Genomic DNA, 18,558 nt, shown 5'->3' on the forward strand with positions numbered 1-18,558 from the left:
CGAAGACCTTTGCCTCTTCCCAACTCTGTTCGTGCTGTGGCTACCAACACCAAGAGGTGAAACATCTGAACCTTCGTGAATGGGAATGTCCATCTTGTGGAACCCATCACGATCGGGATCAGAATGCAAGTATCAATATTCTAAAAGAAGGATTGCGCTTGTTGTCGTGTTAGACAACGGAACCGTTGGGACGACGGGGATCGCCTACTAAGAGAACCGAAGGAGGCTTCGGTGTTCGTAGGAATCTCCCACTTTGAAACAAAGTGAAAGTGGGAGTAGTTCAAAGGGATATTGGGTACGAACGAGTGATGGAGTCCGTGCTCGTTTGGCTGGAGGGGGAACAAGGGTGAAAATTCCTTCGAAAAAGGATATATGGCTCACGATTGTCGTGTGGGGGGCGCTTTTTTTTGGCAATGGGAAGCGGCATCGCAGTGCTCGCCACGCAGCAAAGCAAGCTCGGAGAACAAGCCGCTGTTTTCATCGGCACGATTGCGCTTCCGCTTTTTGTGCTGTGGATGTGGCTGACAACGTATTACGTGTTAGACAACGATCGCTTAATTATTAAATACGGGCCGTTTCGCAAAATCATCCCGCTTAATGCGATCCGTTCTGTTCGGAAAACGTCAAACCCATTGTCAAGTCCAGCGTTGTCACTCAAACGGCTGGAAATCGTGTATGGATTGTACCACACCGTTCTCATTTCGCCGAAAGACCGCGATGCGTTCATCGATTTGCTTCGCGAGCGCTGTCCGAACATGGAGCGTTGATGAGCGGGAACGAAAGAGGGCATGAACGCTTCTTTCGTTTTTGTTTTAGAATTTCAAACAGAAAAAGGAGAGAAGTTGGTGTCAAGGTATATCAGTATTTTTTTCTTAGTGCTAGGAATCAGTTTCGTGCTGCTTTTATTGCTTGGCAATTTTGTTTTTGTCGGAGGAGATGACGCGACTCTCTTTGCGCTTGCAAGCATCATCATCATCCTGCTTGCTTTTTTGATCGCGCAAATGTTTTATTTATTGGATATGCTCAAAAAGAAACGATAGATCGGCCGCTTATTCTTCCTCGCCTTTTTCTTTTTTCAACTCTTTCTTCGCTTCATCGAGCTCAGCAAACGCTTTCTGCCACTCATCGGTTACCTCTTGCGGGATGACGCCTTTTCCGTATGTCGCGCCGATGTTAAGATGTCCGCTCAGCTGGTGAATCCCGAGCTGGGCGAAGTAGTTGTTCAATTCATATTTATCGAGCAGCATTTTATCAATATGAATATCTTGAAAAATAACAGGGGGCTGCGGGCAAGGCATGTCCGTTGTTTGCTTCTCTATATGTTGCCCAAGCGCGTTTAAACGAAGCTGGCATGCTTCAACGGCTTTCGCTATTACTGCATATCGGCTCTCCAATTCGTCCAATCGTCTTTCAAGCTGCTGTATATATGTAAACACGCTCTCCACTTTTGCGGACATGTGTTTGTCCAGTTCTCTAGAGACAGCTTTCTCCCCATTCGTCACGGAGTGATGTGACATGGAGCGAAGTTGCTCCTCGAGTTTGAGGAGGCGCTTCATATGAACCTCGAGCGCGTTCAATCTTTTTCGCTGTTTTTCCATCTCATTTGAAAAGTCGTCATATGAACCTCTTTCGTTCCATAATTTTTTTATAGGCATGCGGCATCTCCACACTTTTTTATTTTGACAAACAAAGGAGGAAAAACGATGTTTCGCGGTGCGAATATTCGCCTTTCGTTCGTTAAAGTCAATGCCATGGATAGAAGCTCCTCCATTTCCACGGCTCAAGCGATGCAAGTGGGCCGACGGGTGGCGACAAAGCGAAACCAAGGGTTTGGCGAGCAAAACGCTGACGGTGTATCGATGCTTTCCGAAGGGCTATATGTATCGGATGACGATGGGCTCGATGCATCGGCCAAAAAGGACGGCAACATTATTCAATGGTAATCGTCTCTTCTTGCCGATATGGCCGCCGGTACATTAAAATCAGCAAGCCATTTTCCAGCCGCGCTTTGACGTGCTTTCCTTCCGCCGGCTCGGGAAGTTCGATCGTCCGTTCAAATTTTCCATACGTGCGTTCCGTTTGAATCGCCGCGGCCGGAGTCAGCGGCAGTTTGCAGTCGCCTCTGATGACAAGCTGCGTTCCCGATATGGATAGTTGTATTTCCTCTTTTTGGAATCCAGCAAGCTCCACGAGCAGAACGACATGTGAATCGGTCAAATAAATATCGGTCGGAGGAAACGGATGAGCCGCTTTTTTTTCTGACGTTTCGCTCCATTCGGCTACTTCCATTTCTTTCATCCATTCTTTAGCCGAATGTTGGTCGAAAATGCTATTCCAAAAAGCACCCGATTGATATTTTTGCGCGATCTCCATCCATTGCTTTAGCTTCTCGAAATCCAAGTCACATTCCTCCTTCGTCGGCCTCATAAAAAACGGGAGCTTTCATATATTGATAAAAAGGGGGGAACAGCTTTGGCGGGCGCTTCTATAAATATTAATATTTTTTTGTTAAAGATTAATTCCTTTGAAAATGCTTCTGCCGTAAATATTGGACAAAACTTGCTTGCGGATTGGCACAACTCCGATAAAAAGACGCAAGGGTATGGACAAAATTTTGGGGATGAAAGCGCGTTTGTCGGAACGAGAAGTTTTGTCGATGATAAAGACTTAATCGACTCTCCGGCATCGTTCCAAGCGGTTCCGATTCAATAGAAAGAGGTGGTTGGGTGGTATTTTTCGGTCCGTCCGTCACGAATTTGCTTGCTTTTAAGATTAATGTTATGGATCGGGGATCGAGCGTCAGCTTCGGACCGATGCAGCAAATTGATTTGCTGCTGTCCAATAAGCAAAACCAAGGCTTTGGTGAAGATAACGGGGATGTGTCGTTTTTGAACATCCCGGTTGCTGTGGTGAACGATTCTGATTTTAGCGACACGAATTCTGGAAAAACGAGCGTGATTTAACAATCGACGTCCTCAGTCTAGATTGGGGACGTCGATTTCTGTAAATTGAAAATCCACTCGCTTCGGAATTTTAATTTGCAGCACCCCTTCTTTATATGAGGTGGAAGCGCCCCGCTTTTTCACAAGGGACGGCAAGGTGATCGTGTGGCGGTCGTCCGGAGAAGGGATGCCTTCAATGATTAATTGATTGGATGTATAAAAAATTTTCATTGTATCAAGCATCGAAGAAGACGAGAGCGGGATTTTCACATAAATATCATCGTGCGTTTCAAACACGTCGATATCCAATTTGGGATGAGAACGGTGGGGAGAGGAGGAACGGGACGGGGTGAACAACCGCTTGAGCATCTCGGTGTTTTGTTCGTACATATGCATCGAGTTCGCGATCGATTCGGCAATAGAGCGCTGCACGTGCTGTTCAATGTCGGAAGCTTGGGTGTGCCGCAGCCATTTTTGTATTCCTTCTTGAAATGGGAAAAACGATAGAAACGGAAACATGTCATTTCCTCCTTTGGCGGCAGAGTAACAGGTTGCAATGAGATTCTAGAGTAATATATGCTGCTAAGCACGAAAGATTGCCTAGCACGGCCCGCCGAGCGCTTTTGGTAAGTTAATTGGTCCCTCTTTCGCCCGATCAATCGACGTGAGATGCGCCTAAACACTCACAATAGATTAATAAAGGCTAAACCGTTACATCCCCGATTGATGATTGCCTATAGGGGGCTTTCTATCACTAAACAGAGCGCATCCAGCGATAAAACCGCCAGACGATGGCGAGAAACAGCATATATCCTGCCAGCGAATATTCGTGCTTCCAATGCAGAGTATGGACAAATAAACCAATGGATTCGGCTTGCTGTTCACCAAACGACATCAGAAGGGCAAGAAATATGGTGAATAGACCCCTTCCCCAGCCGTGCAGCCGTTCCATCACGAAAATAAACAACAAAGAAAAGATCGGAAGACCGATGATTGTAAAAACGATATCGATCGAAAAAATGGATGGAAACGGCCGCTGCGGAAAGAAATACAGTCCTCTCCCAGTACAATATAAATCTAAATATGTTCCGATCCATGAAGCGAGCAAGCAAGAGGCCACATAGGCGCGTCTCTGCTTGCCTTCATTAGAAGAAGGTGTTTTTGGCGACGGTCGCCAGTTCGAGTTTTTCAAGTGTTTTACAATAGGCATGGGCAATCTCTCCATCGCTTTGTTCAGATGTTTCGACAAGATACTCAACTACTTTCGGATCTGTATACCAATCACCGCTTTCTGCTTCTTCATGTTGGACGTTTTTCCAGGCGTATATAAGAGGAGGGCTGTAAATGCGGGGAGCCCCTGGTTCGATGCGGCAATTTTTGATGCGTTGGCGATACGGCTGGCCGGGTAGTGTTTCACGGACATCATTGAATAGATGGGGCCAATAATCTTTGCGCGTTCCGGTATGTGGGTGAAGCGACGCCCAACGAACGGCTTTTTCTAACGTTTCGTTATTTTGAAATAGCAGCGCATATAGCCGTTTGCCAAGTAAAATCCGCTCATGGAGCGATTGAAAGTGATGCACCGTTTCGCCGATCAGGACGGTGTTGCCTTGTTCATCTTCGTATGGAAATAAAATATGGTTCAGGCTTAAAAGGTCTTGCAGCTTGAATTCGAATGCTTCAAAGACCGTTTTTTGAAAAACGGGATGCTGAATGACACGTTTTTCCAAATAACTTTGTTCGTTGATGACGAGAGCGATGGCAAGAGTATAACGGTCATTGCGGCGCCAAAAATCGTTCCAAATTGTTTCCATAAAGGTCGAGACGCCAAACAAGGACAAAAGATGAAATAACGGTTTGGCCCGCTTTTTGCTTTCCTCATACAGCAAAAATTGCGGATATATATCCTGAAAAATGAGCCAGTTTCCGCGCTCCAAAAAGGCGAAGAAAGAGCGCTGTTCCTCTTCGGACAGCAAAGAGGCGAGCCATTCTCCTTTTAAGTCGGTCATATTCCAACCGCCGTTTCGCGACACCATGTGGCCTAAAAACGCCCAATGAATTTCAGGGTGCCGTTTGTAAAAATGAAGATATGCTGCTGTTCTTGTGACATTGTTCACGTTATTGTTTTGCGTACGGACGCGGATGCGGCGGACGAGCTGCCGTTCATCGGCCGGTATGTCGGCCTCTTTTACGGTGTTGTTTCCCTTTTTTGTCAACTCCTTTTGTATGGCGAGGAGAAACGGCGGCAGGGAAGGAGTTTTCTTTTTCAGCCAGTACATGTGAATCGCTCCTTCGTCGCATCATTTAGCCGGCAAGGGAATAGGTATTAGAAGAAAGCACTGATAACACGCGAAAGGGATGACAATGTCATGCAGAGTGAGCGCAACCGGCTGATTGCTTTGCTGAAACAGAGGCAAGCTAGCGATGGCACGTGGCGTGATCCGTTTGAAACCGGTATTTCAACGGATGCTTATATGATCATCTTATTACGGACGCTTGAAATAAATGATGAAGAGCTCATTCAATCATTGGTAGAACGAATCGAAAGCAAACAAGAAAGCAATGGGGCATGGAAGCTTTTTGCCGATGAAGGGGAGGGAAATGTCAGCGCGACAGCGGAGGCTTACTATGCGCTGCTTTATTCAGGATACCGTAAGAAGACTGATTCGCATATGCACAAAGCGAAGCAACGGATTTTAGAAATGGGCGGACTTAGAAACGTCCATATGTTTACGAAATTTATGCTCGCTCTTACCGGTCAATATCGCTGGCCATCGTTTTTTCCGCTTCCTGTCGAGTTTTTGCTGCTTCCGCCTTCATTTCCGCTCCATTTTTTTGACATATCTGTGTATGGGAGAGCCAATTTGACGCCGCTTCTTCTTTTGTACGAAAACAAATACAGCCGAAAAACGAAAAAAAGCCCAGACCTTTCCGACTTGTTCGCTTCACGTCCGACAGATGGCGACAGGTGGGGGCTCGGAGCCAATCGTTCGTTCCTTTCCTATATTAAACAATCGATTTTCGGATGGTCGGAGCGTCTTCATGCTGCCGCGAAGCAGCGTGCCGTTCAATATATGTTAGGGCATCTTGAAAAAGATGGAACATTTTATAGTTATTTTAGCTCGACTTTCTTGATGATTTTTGCGTTGCTGTCGCTCGGGTATGCGAAAGATGATCCGCTCATACGGCAGGCCATTGAAGGGCTTAAAGCGTTCCGCTGTCTTATCGATGGACATACGCATGTACAATATACGACGGCGACTGTATGGAACACGGCTTTGGCGAGTTATGCGCTGCAGGAAGCGGGCGTACCGCCTTCAGACGGGGCCGTTGAAAAAGCGAATCGCTACCTTCTTTCGAGACAGCATTATCGATATGGTGATTGGGGCGTGCATAACCCTTACAGTTTGCCGGGAGGCTGGGGTTTTTCCGATATCAACACGATCAACCCGGACGTCGATGATACGACGGCCGCTTTGCGCTCGATTTGTCGGCAAGCGGCGGAAATTCCCTCTTTTCGTCATGCGTGGGATCGGGGAACAGGGTGGTTATTATCGATGCAAAATGATGACGGAGGCTTTGCCGCATTTGAGAAAAACGTCGACAGCCGTCTTTTGCGCTACTTGCCGATTGAGGGGGCGGAATTTTTATTGGCCGATCCTTCGAGCGCTGATTTGACAGGGAGGACACTCGAGTTTCTTGGAACGTTTGCCGGCTTGACGAAAGATCATCCGGCTGTTGCGAGGGCGGTGGAGTGGCTCATCAATCATCAAGAAAAAAACGGATCGTGGTACGGCCGCTGGGGAATTTGTTACGTGTACGGGACATGGGCGGCGGTAACGGGGCTTTCTGCTGTCGGAGTGCCGGCAACGCATCGATCGATGCAAAAGGCCATTCAATGGCTCTTAAGCATTCAAAATAGCGACGGCGGGTGGGGAGAGTCATGCAAAAGCGATGGCGCCAAAACGTATGTGCCGCTTAAGGCAAGTACTACAGTTCACACCGCATGGGCGCTTGATGCTCTGGTCGCTGCTTTTGATCAGCCGATTCCGGAAATAGAGGCTGGAATCCGCTTTTTGCTTCAATCGCTCGACAAGAACGACTGGACGACCTCCTATCCGACTGGTCAAGGAATGGCAGGAGGATTTTACATTCATTACCATATTTATCACCATATTTTTCCGTTGCTTACATTAAGCCATTATGAGAGAAAATTTGGAACGATCGTTTAGTTCCTAAAATATTTAACATATCTACCGAGAAGTCCCCCGCCTCTTAACTGAGAGCAGATTGGAGAGATTCGTGCGAAGTAAGATGCATATGTATATGTTCACAGGTGCTATCCAAACGCATCCAAGGCCGAGCGTTAATAGCACTTCTGAAAGAGCCAAAATCGGTTCTGTTTGATTTCGGCTGAGAGTTGAATGGGTGAATGGATGAAAACCGTTGCGTTTGCAGGGCGGATTGGCAAAATGAAGAAGTATTGAGTCTATGCTTATGAGTCGGATGATTTTGCGCATAATACAACATAAACGCAAAAAACATTCATCAATGGAGGGTTTAGACAACATGATAGACATGCAAGCATCGCATGATGTAAAGCTAACCGCCCCAGAAATTTCCGCTCTTTGGTCACAATATCAGAACGATACGATGGCAAGATGCGTATATAAATACATGATCAATATTGTTGAAGATGCGTCCATCCGCCCGATTTTAGAATTTGCGCTAAGCTTAGCGGAAAGCCATATACCGAAAATTAAGGAGTATTTTACGCAGGAACAATTTCCAATTCCACATGGATTTACGGATGAGGATGTCAACTCGGAGGCCCCGCGCTTGTTTTCCGATGAAGCTTGCCTCATGTATACGTACGCAATGTCGAATAGCGGATTGGGATTATATGCCGATGCTTTAGCGATAAGTATGCGCAAAGATGTAAGGGACTATTTTTTGCAGTGTCAAAACGAAGCAGTCGAACTATTTAATCGCTCATTAGATTTATTACTCGAAAAAGGGTTTGTGTCAAAACCTCCATTCGTTTATCCTGAAAAAGATGTTGAATTTGTAGAAAAAGAAGGCTTTTTCCAAGAATTGTTCCGCGGGAAAAGACCGCTTAGCAGTATAGAAACGACCCATGTTTTTTTTGACGTGCGAAAAGTACAATTCAGCAAATCGCTAACGATGGCATTTGCCCAAACGGCGAATTCGAGAGAAGTGCGGGAATTTTTATGGCGCGGCGTCGAAATTTATGGAAAGCATATTGAAGTGTTTGAGTCGATTTTATCCGAAAATCAGCTGCCACAACCAAAATCAGAGGAAGCAGAAATCACGAATTCCACTGTTGCCCCATTTTCGGATCGTCTGATGTTGTCTCACAAAGCGTTTTTAGACTCGATCATCGTTGCTATGTATGGAACCGCCATCGCCACATGCAACCGTCCTGACTTAATAGTGAATTACTCAAGGCTTGCCGAAGAACTTGTGCAATACATGAAAGATACAAGGGATCTAATGGTTAAGCACAGATGGTTAGAACGTCCGCCGATGACGGAAAACAGGGAAGCGCTAGCAACAAATAAATAAGTTCATTAGCAGGTGTGTTGATGATCCAATAAAAACCAATTGTCATTGCTTGACTTCTAGCTTTTCTGCCGTAGTCGGCGCAGCCTAGCTTGCCGACTGGGCATGCATATCGCATGCCCTCCTCGAACAACGAACGCTTTGCGGGCAAATGCATTTGCCCCTGGCGTTCTTGTTCGGGGGAAGAGGCAGAAAAGCTTATGTCTAGCTATATCATTCCATATTTTTAGTAAAATAATGGATCATCAACACTTGTGGTTCGTTATTTTTCCTGCTAGCAATAACCCTCTTTCTGTTCGGAAAACCGTACAGAAAGAGGGTTTTCAAATGTCGAGCCCCCATTTTTTAACATACATACCAAGAAGCCTCCTGCTCCAAACAGACTGTGGGTGGGACCGATCGTTATTGTTTGATACATATTGTAGCCAGCAGTAGCAAAAATAACGTGAAAGCAGGAAACGTACCGATTATTTTCCTCGGGGATAGACTGTCCGTTTTGTAAAATCACTAATACAGTTGGTGATATCAATTGATGTTGAGGTGCAGTCGAAAGCGTTTGTCGTACGACCTCATTTTGCAAGTTTTAGAAATTATAGAAGCAGAAGTTTCCATTTTAAAAAATGACAAGAATACGTTAGACAAAATGATATTTACTTTGCGTTGAATCTATGGTGTAAGCGCTTTAACATGAAGCTATAAACATAACTGCTTAGACAAGGAGGAGAAAACAATGGAAGCTCAAACAAGCTTTCGTGTGAAAGTGCAACGGTTCGGCAGCTATTTAAGCGGCATGATCATGCCGAATATCGGGGCGTTTATCGCTTGGGGAATTATTACGGCGCTCTTTATTCCGACAGGATGGTTGCCAAATGAGTCATTAGCGAAGCTCGTCGGGCCGATGATTACGTATTTATTGCCATTATTAATCGGTTATACAGGCGGAAAAGCGGTATATGATGTTCGCGGGGGCGTTGTCGGCGCCACAGCGACGATGGGAGTGGTCGTTGGAGCGGATATTCCGATGTTCCTTGGGGCGATGATCATGGGGCCGCTTGGCGGATACTTGATTAAGAAATTTGACCAGCTCATTCAAGGAAAAGTGAAACAAGGGTTTGAAATGTTAGTCAACAACTTTTCAGCCGGCATTATCGGCGGAGCGTTAACGTTATTGGCGTTCAAAGCGATCGGTCCGGTCGTTTTAGGTTTAAACAAAACATTGGCAGCCGGGGTTGAAGCCATTATCCATATGAAATTGTTGCCGCTTGCCAATATTTTCATCGAACCAGGTAAAGTACTATTTTTGAACAATGCGATTAACCATGGAATTTTAAGCCCGCTTGGCGCGGAACAGGCTGCAAAAGATGGAAAATCGATTTTATTCCTGCTTGAGACAAATCCGGGACCAGGTCTTGGTATTTTGCTTGCATACTGGCTGTTTGGAAAAGGAGCAGCGAAGCAATCGGCTCCGGGTGCGGTCATTATTCATTTCCTTGGCGGGATTCATGAAATCTATTTCCCTTACATTTTAATGAGACCGATTTTAATTTTGGCGGCGATTGCGGGCGGCGTGAGCGGAGTGTTCACCTTCAGCTTGTTCCATGCCGGGCTTGTTGCGGTTCCGTCTCCGGGAAGCATCGTGGCTCTTCTGATGATGACACCTCGCGGAAATTACATCGGAGTGCTCGCAGGCGTGCTTGTCGCTGCGCTCGTTTCTTTCCTCGTCGCTTCGTTCTTCTTGAAAGCGGCGAAGACAGAGTCAGAAGATTTACATGAAGCAGCGGAAAAAGTGCAACAATTAAAAGGAAAGAAAAGCGATGTCGTTTCTGCATTACAAACGAAACCAGCGGCGATTGCGAACGCGAAAAAAATCGTGTTTGCTTGTGATGCGGGAATGGGATCAAGCGCGATGGGCGCTTCCATTATGAGAAACAAAGTGCAAAAAGCAGGGCTTGATATTGAAGTGACGAACACGTCAATCAACCAAATTCCGCTTGATGCGGATGTGGTGATTACGCATCAAAATTTAACAAGCCGCGCTAAAGAAAAGAACCCGAACGCTTACCATGTGTCGGTGGAGAACTTCTTAAACAGCCCGAAATACGATGAATTGATCGAAACATTAAAAGAAGCAAATTAACCATTACGGACAAAAAGGTAAGTAATTGATACTTGCCTTTTTGTCATCGCATTTAAAAAATGTCAACAATGAAGGGGACGAAAAAGCGTTTTCTATATGTTGTGATCGGTGAAAGCAAGTTCTACAATTTTTTTCGAAAGAACGTGTCGTTTGAATGTCGCCGATCATTGTTGCTCAAGATGGGAGGTGACTTTATGTATATATCAGCAAGGGAAAGGAAAATTGTTGAGGTTTTATTGGCAAACGAGAAAGGAATTACGGTAGGAGAACTGGCTGAACAACTTGATGTGAGCGACCGCACGATCCATCGCGATTTAAAAGGGGTCGAGACAATTTTAAATGAATTCGGGCTTCAACTTTTAAAAAAAGCAGGAGTCGGCATTCAGGTAATCGGGGAAGACGAAAAGAAAAAAGACTTGCAAGCTCTTCTCTTAAAGGCTGTTCATGCCGAATATACGCCTGAAGAGCGGCAAACGCTCATCGCGATTGCGCTGTTGGAAGCGGGCGAACCTGTGAAGCTCTTATCTCTTGCGCACGATCTTAATGTCACCGTCGCCACAATCAGCAACGATTTAGATAAAATGGAGGAAACGTTCAAACAACACGGGCTTTCTTTGCTTCGCAAGCGGGGATACGGGGTGGAAGTCGTCGGCTTGGAGTCAGCGAAACGGAAAATGATGGGCAACTTGTTGTTCCATCATTTCAACGAATCGGAGTTTCTTTCAATTATGAAACAATCCATGCTTCACGAGCCGCGTGACATGGCGGGGACAGTTACAGAAAAGCTGCTCGGACTCGTTGATAAAGAGAAATTGTTCACAATTGAAAAGCAGCTTGAAATGATGAAAGGCGATCTTCCTTTTGCGATTGCCGATAATTCCTATATTGCGCTTGTCATTCATCTCGCTTTGGCGATTGAGCGCATTGCCCAAGGCGAGGCGATCCATTTTGAACCGCAATATTTTGAAACGATTCGCTCGACAAAGGAATATCGCACCGCAGAAAAAATTGCTGCGTCCCTTGAATCGGCGTTTCAGATGACGATTCCAAAAGAGGAAATCGGGTACATTACGATGCATCTGATGGGGGCGAAACTGCGCGACCGCCGCGGGTATATGCTAGAGGAAGGAAGTTTGGAAATCGGCCGGAAAGTGCAGGAGCTCATTCGTTTTGTCAGCCGGGAGCTTCATGCAGATTTAACGGATGATTATTCGCTGTATGAAGATTTAATTGTCCATTTAAAGCCAGCATTATACCGCATCCGGCATCATATGGGAATTACGAATCCGCTCTTGCATACGATCCGGCGCGACTATTTAGAGTTGTTTTCCGTCGTAGAAAGAGGAATGGCGCAAATTTTTTCCGATGTGGCGGTTCCGCAAGAAGAAATCGGCTATGTCGTATTGCATTTTGCGTCCGCCTTGTTGCGGGAAAAAAACGGGCTGCATGCGCTCGTGATTTGTTCAAGCGGGTTAGGAACGGCCAAAATTTTAGCGACGCGCTTGAAAAAGGAAATTCCCAATATTTCTTCGATCGAACAAAAGTCGTTTTTCGAACTGCATCATGTGGACGCAAACAAATACGATATTATCATATCAACGGTGCCGATCCATACGTTGGATGTACCGTATTTTGTGGTCAGTCCGATGCTCGAGGAGGAAGAGGCGGCTGCCATTCGCCAATTCCTAAGAAATCAAAAAGCAGCTGCTCGGAAAAAACAATTGAACGCTTCTGGAAACACCGTGCAAAAAATGAACGCAATTCAAGCGATTAGCGAAACGATCGTTCAGCTGTTAAGCGCATTTGCCATCGAGCAGGCGAAGGAGAAGCGAATTCCAGAGGTGTTGGCGCAGGCGTGCGGGCAATTGCAGGCGAAAAACATCATTCAAGACAGCGAACAAGTACTGGATGCGTTATTGGAGCGAGAACGAATGGGCGGATTAGGCATTCCGGGAACGGCGCTTTCGCTGTACCATGCGCGCCACGAGGCCGTTTTGCGCCCATCATTGACGATATACGACTTAATAATGCCAGAGACTGTTATGGGAATGCACGGACAGCCGATGGATGTGAAGCGGATTTTGCTGCTCGTTGCGCCAAAAGAGGCATCTGAAGAAATGCTCGCGGTGCTAAGCCATGTCAGTTCCCTAGTGGTGAAAGACGAAGAAAGCATGGATTTATTTTCATACGGGAGCGAAGACGAACTTCGCTCGTTTTTAAGCGGGCATTTAGAGAAATTTTTTTACGAACATCTTCAGCAACGCAAGGAGTGAATAACATTGTCGATTTTAAAGAAAGAAAATATTGTTCTTCAAGCGAAAGTTACAGATAAAACAGAAGCGATTCGTTTAGCGGGAACGATTTTGTTGGAACAAGGATATGTGGAGGAGCTTTATATCGAAAAAATGTTCGAACGAGAAGCCCTCACCTCGACGTACATGGGGAATTTTGTAGCGATTCCGCACGGCACGGAAGACGCAAGACAACTTGTGAAGCAAGCGGGCCTTTCGATCGTGCAAGTTCCAAATGGCGTCGATTTTGGCGATGGAAATATGGTGAAGCTATTGATCGGAATTGCCGGAAAAGACAACGAACATTTAGAAATTCTCTCGAAAATCGCCATTGTTTGTTCCGAGGAAGAAAACATTGAAAAAATGATTAAAGCGACGACAGAAGAAGAGATTCTTGAGCTTTTAAACGGGGTGAATTAAAGTGTTAGCCGTTCATTTTGGCGCCGGAAATATCGGCCGGGGGTTTATTGGCAGCTTGCTTTCACAGTCGGGATATGAAGTTGTATTTGTCGATGTCAACACCGAAGTGGTGCAAAAGCTGCAAGAAAAGCGAGAATATCGAGTCGTGATTGCCGGTGATACGATCGAAGAGCAAATCGTCCGCAATGTGATGGCGCTGCATAGCCAAATGGATGCAGAACGAGTGATCGAGTGCATCGCTAACGCTCATATCGTGACAACAGCCGTCGGACCGAACGTGTTGCCATATCTGGCGCCCGCGATTGCCGAAGGATTGCGCCGCCGCTGGAGCGTCTCTCGCACGCCGATTAATATCATTGCCTGCGAAAACATGATTGGCGGCAGCGCTTTTTTGAAAAAGCATGTATGGGAGCATTTGTCGGCAGAGGAACAAGCATTGACAGATGATTATGCTGGATTCCCGAACTGCGCGGTCGACCGTATCGTGCCGAATCAAAAAAATGCCGATCCGCTGGCTGTAACGGTGGAACCGTTTTTCGAGTGGGTCATTGAGACAAAACAGATCGTTGGACCGCTTCCGCAAATTACTGGCGCTCATTTTGTGAATGAGCTGCCGCCATATATTGAAAGAAAATTGTTCACCGTTAATACCGGACACGCCATCGCCGCCTACGTCGGCTATTGCCAGCATCGCTTTAGCATTGATGAAGCGATGAAAGATGCAGATATTCGCGCCGGTGTCATGAAAGCCTTGCACGAATCTGGACGCGTCTTAGTGAAAAAATATGGCTGGAACGCGGAAGAGCATCAGAAATATATCGAAAAGATTGTGCAGCGGTTTGCCAATCCGGCGATCACAGACGAAGTGACGCGGGTAGGGCGCTCGCCAATCCGCAAACTCGGAGCGAACGATCGCCTAATCAGCCCGGCCAAACAATATTATGACTTGTTTCAAGAAATTCCATTCGGGCTCGTTAAAGGAATCGCCGCCCTCTTACAATTTGATTATGAAGAAGATGCCGAAGCGATGGAGCTGCAAGAAACGATTCGCCAATGGGGCATTGAAGGGGCGCTGTCCCGGTATGCCGAATTAGAACTCGAACATCCGCTTGTCGCGGCCATCAAAGCAGAAGCGGCGGCCTTAGGAAAGCGGTAAACAAACGATCTTTCCTCGAAGTGAAAAGGTAGTTGTTTCATTGTTTCATAGGACCAATCGAAAAGAGTGCCAATATAAAAGGCACTCTTTTTTCATTGTTCTATATGCTCTATTCCACGAGTATCGATACGGCACTATATATTAACAATAACCCCATGACGAAATTAAACGGGCTTCGATATTTTGCTATAAAAGTTTGAAAAATCGAGCCGAATGCGCTCCAGCAGAACGTAGACATAAAACCAACAGCAGCTAGAAATAATGAATACAAGATCAAGCTGACATTTGAAGTATGATAGGGAATGATGAAAGTTGACGCGACGGAAATGCTATATAAAATTCCTTTTGGATTGATAAACTGCAAGAGCATCCCCATTAAAAAGCGGTTATGGCGACCGTTCTCATCGTCGGCATCATGATTTTTACTCATCATGATTTTAACAGCCAAATACACCATATAAATGACGCCGAGGACCGTCATGACACCTTGAACTTTTGGAATCAAATTTTTTAGCCAGAGGTTAAAATAACTAGACAGCAATATGACAATAAAGAATCCGGCACCTACGCCCAGGCAAAAGCGAATCGTGTTTTTAAGCCCATATTTGTTGGCAAATAACATAGCCATCAAGTTATTGGGGCCCGGGGTAAAGCTGCTTACGATCACATATAGCAAAAAAGAAAATAAAGGCATAGTAGAACCTCCTTCGATATGTATGCTATAATGTCCGAAATAGACATTATAAAGACTTACTATTTATTGTACATTATGTACGTTATATTGTACAGATGAAAGGATTGATTATTATGGAGGAAATAAATTTAATTATCGCTAAAAATTTAAAGACGATTAGAGAAAGCAAGAAATTAAGCCTCGAAAAAGTGGCGGAGCTCACCGGAGTCAGTAAAACGATGATAGGCCAAATTGAGAGGGGAGAATCGAGCCCGACGATTACAACGATTTGGAAAATCGCCAACGGTTTAAAAATTTCCTTTACCTCACTAATTAATCATCCGCAGCCAGATACAAAAGTAGTGTTAAGAAACGAGATTCAGCCATTATTTGAAGACAACGGGAAATATCGAGTGTACCCGCATTTCCCTTTCGAAAACGACCGGCGTTTTGAAGTGTATTCAGTTGAAATTGAAAAAGGGGGATACTTGAGTTCAGATCCGCACGTTGAGGGGGCTGAGGAATATATAACTGTTTTTGAAGGGGAGTTGACGGTTCGGGTCAATAACATTGAACATACGCTCCAAAGCGGCGACTCCATTAAGTTCAAAGCCGACAGGCCGCACAGCTATCACAACTCGGGAGACACATTGACCCGTTTAAGCATGGTTATTTATTACCCAGCTTAATGGTCATAGATTACGGGTAATTTACATAATAAAGATTATGTCATGTTTCGGGTTTCTTATTTAACAAATGAAGTCTGTTCTTGTATTATAGAAAACTTTATACACGTGCAGGGGACATCCCCTGCTTTCTTTTGTGATGATATTTAGCGGTAAATGCGTTTTGTGTTGGCAATGATGGCTGTTTGAACGCTTTCGACATCCCGCTCGTATAGTGCCGCTACCGCTTGAAGCGAATGCTTTAACAATAACGGCGATGTTTTCATGCCGCTGAACGGGCCGGCAAATGGCCATGGTCCATCTGTTTCTAAAAGCAGTTGTTCGATAGGTACAAACGATAGCAGCTTTCGGTCCCGTTCGCGATAGCAAACTTCTGGAGTGACGGAAATATAGTAGCCGCACTGGACGATTTTCTTGATAATAGCGGCTTCTGCTTTCAACCAATGAAAATGGGCATTTTTTACAGCATGTTTTTGCAAAATGGAAAGAGCAGTTTCAGCGCCTTCATACACAGCATGAAGCGCTAATGGCAACGAAAGGGAAACAGCGATTTGCGCGATTTGCTCCAACCGCTCGCAATAATCTTGATAATGCGCTACCGCTTCCGCTGCATAATGAGGAAGTCCCACTTCACCGATTGCTGACAATTGCTGGCGTTCTTGCTGTACTAGACGAATCCATTCTTCCCAATCGCATGAAGAGGGGAGCGGTTGTTCCGGATGAAAGCCAATCGCGGCATGCACGAACGACGGAAATCGCTGCTTTAGCTCCAATGTCCGGTAGCTTGACGGCAAATCTGTCGAGACCGCAACGACTCCTGAGATGCCAGCTTTCTCCCATGCTTTGATTCGGTCGTCGATTTGATCGTATTGATCGAGATGGATATGGGCATCAATCATAGTAGGCACCTACCTGTTTACGTAAAAGGTTTCATGAGTGTTATGCGCCATCGTATCCATTGTAACAAGATTATCGGGAGCGCGTCACTTTCTGTTGTTCGGTGTAGTTGGTGAGACTTGTTCACTTTATGATGGATTCAACCAGCGGTCGCATTAATGATAAGTCTGGACAAATAATCCATCGTCTTCGAGCCATTCGGCAATTAACACATCTTTGTAATCTGTTATTCCGCGAGCGCGAAGTTCATGATCCAGCCAAGCTTTGTCTTTCCCTAGCTCGCGCAACTCATCTAAAAGCACCTTGCCATCGCGGATGATAGTTGTTGGGATATGGACGGCGTAGGAGGGAAATTGAAAATCTTCTCTCTTTGTTTTTTGGTAGGGCGGTTTTTTTAAGATGCTGAGCGCCCCGTCCGCTTCCAAATAACAAAAGGCCACTTCTCTAATGGAGAACGTTTCGCTTCGGCGCAGCAGGCTTTGTAGCTGGTTCAGTGTCATGCGCGCCTTTTTTAATGCTTCATAGTCTATAACTCCGTTGCGAATAAGAGCTGTTGGCTTTCCTTCGGCTATCAGGCGGAACGCGAGCCATTTTTGATTGATGTACTCGACTAAAATAAGCAGCGCACCCCACAAGCTGATGGAATAGATGATATATAAGATGTGAACGTGATCATCATAAAGCGCATTTCCAAGCAGCTCGCCCAATACAATCGCTGAAATGAACGTAAATGGTGTGATTTGTTGAATTAATTTTTTTCCAGCGACTTTGACGACGAGAAACAATAACACAAATCCGATGACGAGCTCCCATGTCAGTTCGATCAATTTCATCATGCATGCGCCTCCCATCCGCTCTATTTTTGCTATTTTCATTATGAACGAAGCGGGCTGAAGTTATGTTGTAGACGTGCAAGAAAGTTTCGTTTTTTCCTTTGTATGGGAACGTACACTCTAGCGATACTAAGCTAACACGAAAAAAGAAAGGAGCCGAGCACATGGGAAAGAAGCATCCTACGGTTTGCGAGCTATGCGGGCGTGAGGGCGTGCAAACAACGCTCCACCACTTAACTCCGAGGGAAGAAGGGGGAACGTTTTTGCCGACCGCCTATTTGTGCATGCCGTGCCATCAGCAAATTCATGCCCTTTTTACGAACAAGGAGCTCGTGCTGTTGGGGCTGACGACGGTTGAGGCGCTTCGCCAACATGAAAAGATGAAAAAATATTTGAAGTGGATTCGCAAGCAGCCAAGTTCGAAAGTGCCGCGCACGAAAACGGCGAAAGGAAAAAAACATCGATAAAAAAAGAGCGAAAGCCGCTCTTTATGTTCAGCCATCTTTGGGACACAATGCGGAAGGGTTATTGCTGTTGGATGAGGTTGCGGATTTTTCGTTCGTGTTGGGCGATTTTGACGGAGTGAAAATCAACCGTTTCCTGCGTTTTCAAAAGTTCGATGCGCAAGCTGTCGATTTTCGTTTCCAATCGGTTAAACCGCTCGTCCATTTTGTCCTCGAGTCGGTCGATTTTCGTGTTGAGCCACTTGTCCATTTCTTTCATTTCTTTTTTTAGTTGATGGTGCATGTCGTTCATTTGATTCTGCATCTGGTTCATTTGATTCTGCATGTTGTCCATTCGCGCATGCAGTTTTTCAGAAAACAGTTCAAGAGCTTGGACAATTTCTTTCATCATCGTTTCCTGCTCCATTCATGTCGCCTCCTTGATTCTTATTGTAATAGATTAACCTCTACAAAAACAGACGCGATTTGCATTGTCT

At 45.5% G+C, this 18,558-nt stretch carries 23 protein-coding genes; 14 read left to right on the forward strand and 9 right to left on the reverse strand.

Annotated features, from left to right (window positions below; all coding sequences use genetic code 11):
* The 3 genes from N667_RS19385 to N667_RS0107615 all read left to right on the forward strand — a co-directional run.
* A partial coding sequence (locus tag N667_RS19385; RefSeq protein WP_084279001.1) for a zinc ribbon domain-containing protein occupies nucleotides 1-173 on the forward strand: 173 nt, incomplete at its 5' end.
* Nucleotides 174-413: 240 nt separating this feature from the next.
* The gene (locus N667_RS18385) at nucleotides 414-767 is read left to right on the forward strand and encodes a PH domain-containing protein (protein WP_232223917.1); all 354 of its coding nucleotides are present in this window, start codon (nucleotides 414-416) and stop codon (nucleotides 765-767) included.
* Nucleotides 768-845: 78 nt separating this feature from the next.
* Entirely contained in the window at nucleotides 846-1,040 is a 195-nt protein-coding gene (locus tag N667_RS0107615) for a hypothetical protein (RefSeq protein ID WP_027409029.1), read from the forward strand.
* Between the two features lie 9 nt (nucleotides 1,041-1,049).
* On the opposite strand, the gene N667_RS19075 is transcribed toward N667_RS0107615, so the two are convergent.
* The gene (locus tag N667_RS19075; protein WP_051529984.1) at nucleotides 1,050-1,655 is read right to left on the reverse strand and encodes a hypothetical protein; all 606 of its coding nucleotides are present in this window, start codon (nucleotides 1,653-1,655) and stop codon (nucleotides 1,050-1,052) included.
* Between the two features lie 48 nt (nucleotides 1,656-1,703).
* Here N667_RS19075 and N667_RS0107625 point away from each other — a divergent pair, with 48 nt between their 5' ends.
* Nucleotides 1,704-1,943, forward strand: coding sequence for a hypothetical protein (locus N667_RS0107625; protein WP_027409030.1), 240 nt, complete (start codon nucleotides 1,704-1,706; stop codon nucleotides 1,941-1,943).
* On the opposite strand, the gene N667_RS0107630 is transcribed toward N667_RS0107625, so the two are convergent.
* On the reverse strand, nucleotides 1,930-2,400 hold the full coding sequence (locus N667_RS0107630; RefSeq protein WP_027409031.1) for an Hsp20/alpha crystallin family protein: 471 nt from the start codon (nucleotides 2,398-2,400) through the stop codon (nucleotides 1,930-1,932). The genes N667_RS0107625 and N667_RS0107630 overlap by 14 nt on opposite strands.
* Before the next feature lie 72 nt (nucleotides 2,401-2,472).
* On the opposite strand from N667_RS0107630, the gene N667_RS0107635 reads away from it, so the two are divergent.
* Both N667_RS0107635 and N667_RS0107640 read left to right on the forward strand, forming a co-directional pair.
* Nucleotides 2,473-2,712, forward strand: coding sequence for a hypothetical protein (locus tag N667_RS0107635; RefSeq protein ID WP_027409032.1), 240 nt, complete (start codon nucleotides 2,473-2,475; stop codon nucleotides 2,710-2,712).
* 68 nt (nucleotides 2,713-2,780) lie between these two features.
* Complete coding sequence (locus tag N667_RS0107640; protein WP_051529992.1) at nucleotides 2,781-2,963, forward strand: hypothetical protein; 183 nt, start codon at nucleotides 2,781-2,783, stop codon at nucleotides 2,961-2,963.
* 12 nt (nucleotides 2,964-2,975) lie between these two features.
* On the opposite strand, the gene N667_RS0107645 is transcribed toward N667_RS0107640, so the two are convergent.
* The 3 genes from N667_RS0107645 to N667_RS0107655 form a co-directional block, all read right to left on the reverse strand.
* A complete protein-coding gene (locus tag N667_RS0107645) occupies nucleotides 2,976-3,461 on the reverse strand; it encodes an Hsp20/alpha crystallin family protein (RefSeq protein ID WP_027409034.1) in 486 nt (161 codons plus the stop codon).
* 235 nt (nucleotides 3,462-3,696) lie between these two features.
* The gene (locus N667_RS18395; RefSeq protein WP_027409035.1) at nucleotides 3,697-4,152 is read right to left on the reverse strand and encodes a CBO0543 family protein; all 456 of its coding nucleotides are present in this window, start codon (nucleotides 4,150-4,152) and stop codon (nucleotides 3,697-3,699) included.
* Complete coding sequence (locus N667_RS0107655) at nucleotides 4,088-5,221, reverse strand: DUF2515 family protein (protein ID WP_027409036.1); 1,134 nt, start codon at nucleotides 5,219-5,221, stop codon at nucleotides 4,088-4,090. Before N667_RS0107655 ends, N667_RS18395 begins: the two co-directional genes overlap by 65 nt.
* Nucleotides 5,222-5,311: 90 nt before the next feature.
* Here N667_RS0107655 and shc point away from each other — a divergent pair, with 90 nt between their 5' ends.
* From shc to N667_RS0107690, 6 genes are all read left to right on the forward strand, one after another.
* Nucleotides 5,312-7,174, forward strand: a complete 1,863-nt coding sequence (gene shc, locus N667_RS0107660; protein ID WP_027409037.1) for a squalene--hopene cyclase — start codon at nucleotides 5,312-5,314, stop codon at nucleotides 7,172-7,174.
* Between the two features lie 337 nt (nucleotides 7,175-7,511).
* Nucleotides 7,512-8,528 (forward strand): DUF3231 family protein, encoded by a 1,017-nt coding sequence (locus N667_RS0107665; RefSeq protein WP_051529985.1) that lies wholly within the window; start codon nucleotides 7,512-7,514, stop codon nucleotides 8,526-8,528.
* 727 nt (nucleotides 8,529-9,255) lie between these two features.
* Nucleotides 9,256-10,662: a PTS mannitol transporter subunit IICB gene (locus N667_RS0107675; RefSeq protein WP_027409039.1), complete on the forward strand. Its 1,407-nt coding sequence runs from the start codon at nucleotides 9,256-9,258 to the stop codon at nucleotides 10,660-10,662.
* A 194-nt stretch (nucleotides 10,663-10,856) separates the two neighbouring features.
* Nucleotides 10,857-12,935 carry a BglG family transcription antiterminator gene (locus tag N667_RS0107680; RefSeq protein WP_027409040.1) on the forward strand — a complete coding sequence of 693 codons (2,079 nt, stop codon included), beginning with the start codon at nucleotides 10,857-10,859 and terminating at the stop codon, nucleotides 12,933-12,935.
* A 6-nt stretch (nucleotides 12,936-12,941) separates the two neighbouring features.
* Nucleotides 12,942-13,373, forward strand: coding sequence for a PTS sugar transporter subunit IIA (locus tag N667_RS0107685; protein ID WP_409978176.1), 432 nt, complete (start codon nucleotides 12,942-12,944; stop codon nucleotides 13,371-13,373).
* A 1-nt stretch (nucleotide 13,374) separates the two neighbouring features.
* Nucleotides 13,375-14,529, forward strand: coding sequence for a mannitol-1-phosphate 5-dehydrogenase (locus N667_RS0107690; RefSeq protein WP_027409042.1), 1,155 nt, complete (start codon nucleotides 13,375-13,377; stop codon nucleotides 14,527-14,529).
* A gap of 109 nt (nucleotides 14,530-14,638) precedes the next feature.
* On the opposite strand, the gene N667_RS0107695 is transcribed toward N667_RS0107690, so the two are convergent.
* Nucleotides 14,639-15,223, reverse strand: coding sequence for a LysE family translocator (locus N667_RS0107695; RefSeq protein WP_027409043.1), 585 nt, complete (start codon nucleotides 15,221-15,223; stop codon nucleotides 14,639-14,641).
* A gap of 113 nt (nucleotides 15,224-15,336) precedes the next feature.
* Here N667_RS0107695 and N667_RS0107700 point away from each other — a divergent pair, with 113 nt between their 5' ends.
* Nucleotides 15,337-15,891, forward strand: coding sequence for a helix-turn-helix domain-containing protein (locus tag N667_RS0107700; protein WP_027409044.1), 555 nt, complete (start codon nucleotides 15,337-15,339; stop codon nucleotides 15,889-15,891).
* 143 nt (nucleotides 15,892-16,034) lie between these two features.
* Here N667_RS0107700 and N667_RS0107705 read toward each other — a convergent pair whose 3' ends face one another.
* A complete protein-coding gene (locus tag N667_RS0107705) occupies nucleotides 16,035-16,787 on the reverse strand; it encodes a TatD family hydrolase (RefSeq protein WP_027409045.1) in 753 nt (250 codons plus the stop codon).
* A gap of 153 nt (nucleotides 16,788-16,940) precedes the next feature.
* Nucleotides 16,941-17,618 (reverse strand): YetF domain-containing protein, encoded by a 678-nt coding sequence (locus N667_RS0107710; protein ID WP_027409046.1) that lies wholly within the window; start codon nucleotides 17,616-17,618, stop codon nucleotides 16,941-16,943.
* A gap of 164 nt (nucleotides 17,619-17,782) precedes the next feature.
* On the opposite strand from N667_RS0107710, the gene N667_RS0107715 reads away from it, so the two are divergent.
* The gene (locus N667_RS0107715) at nucleotides 17,783-18,085 is read left to right on the forward strand and encodes an HNH endonuclease (protein ID WP_027409047.1); all 303 of its coding nucleotides are present in this window, start codon (nucleotides 17,783-17,785) and stop codon (nucleotides 18,083-18,085) included.
* Nucleotides 18,086-18,143: 58 nt separating this feature from the next.
* Here N667_RS0107715 and N667_RS0107720 read toward each other — a convergent pair whose 3' ends face one another.
* A complete protein-coding gene (locus N667_RS0107720; protein ID WP_027409048.1) occupies nucleotides 18,144-18,488 on the reverse strand; it encodes a hypothetical protein in 345 nt (114 codons plus the stop codon).
* Between the last annotated feature and the right edge of the window lie 70 nt (nucleotides 18,489-18,558).

The sequence above is a fragment of the Anoxybacillus tepidamans PS2 genome, assembly GCF_000620165.1.
Classification (GTDB): Bacteria; Bacillota; Bacilli; order Bacillales; family Anoxybacillaceae; genus Anoxybacteroides; species Anoxybacteroides tepidamans_A.

Bases quoted from the DNA above. Each gene is read 5' to 3' on its own strand.
- N667_RS0107680 (WP_027409040.1), top strand. From the start codon at position 10,857: ATGTATATATCAGCAAGGGAAAGGAAAATTGTTGAGGTTTTATTGGCA.
- N667_RS18385 (WP_232223917.1), top strand. From the start codon at position 414: ATGGGAAGCGGCATCGCAGTGCTCGCCACGCAGCAAAGCAAGCTCGGA.
- N667_RS0107625 (WP_027409030.1), top strand. From the start codon at position 1,704: ATGTTTCGCGGTGCGAATATTCGCCTTTCGTTCGTTAAAGTCAATGCC.
- N667_RS0107720 (WP_027409048.1), bottom strand. From the start codon at position 18,488: ATGGAGCAGGAAACGATGATGAAAGAAATTGTCCAAGCTCTTGAACTG.
- N667_RS0107715 (WP_027409047.1), top strand. From the start codon at position 17,783: ATGGGAAAGAAGCATCCTACGGTTTGCGAGCTATGCGGGCGTGAGGGC.
- N667_RS0107695 (WP_027409043.1), bottom strand. From the start codon at position 15,223: ATGCCTTTATTTTCTTTTTTGCTATATGTGATCGTAAGCAGCTTTACC.
- N667_RS0107675 (WP_027409039.1), top strand. From the start codon at position 9,256: ATGGAAGCTCAAACAAGCTTTCGTGTGAAAGTGCAACGGTTCGGCAGC.
- N667_RS0107655 (WP_027409036.1), bottom strand. From the start codon at position 5,221: ATGTACTGGCTGAAAAAGAAAACTCCTTCCCTGCCGCCGTTTCTCCTC.
- N667_RS0107645 (WP_027409034.1), bottom strand. From the start codon at position 3,461: ATGTTTCCGTTTCTATCGTTTTTCCCATTTCAAGAAGGAATACAAAAA.
- N667_RS0107665 (WP_051529985.1), top strand. From the start codon at position 7,512: ATGATAGACATGCAAGCATCGCATGATGTAAAGCTAACCGCCCCAGAA.
- shc (WP_027409037.1), top strand. From the start codon at position 5,312: ATGCAGAGTGAGCGCAACCGGCTGATTGCTTTGCTGAAACAGAGGCAA.
- N667_RS0107705 (WP_027409045.1), bottom strand. From the start codon at position 16,787: ATGATTGATGCCCATATCCATCTCGATCAATACGATCAAATCGACGAC.
- N667_RS0107700 (WP_027409044.1), top strand. From the start codon at position 15,337: ATGGAGGAAATAAATTTAATTATCGCTAAAAATTTAAAGACGATTAGA.
- N667_RS0107710 (WP_027409046.1), bottom strand. From the start codon at position 17,618: ATGAAATTGATCGAACTGACATGGGAGCTCGTCATCGGATTTGTGTTA.
- N667_RS18395 (WP_027409035.1), bottom strand. From the start codon at position 4,152: ATGCCTATTGTAAAACACTTGAAAAACTCGAACTGGCGACCGTCGCCA.
- N667_RS0107640 (WP_051529992.1), top strand. From the start codon at position 2,781: ATGGATCGGGGATCGAGCGTCAGCTTCGGACCGATGCAGCAAATTGAT.
- N667_RS19075 (WP_051529984.1), bottom strand. From the start codon at position 1,655: ATGCCTATAAAAAAATTATGGAACGAAAGAGGTTCATATGACGACTTT.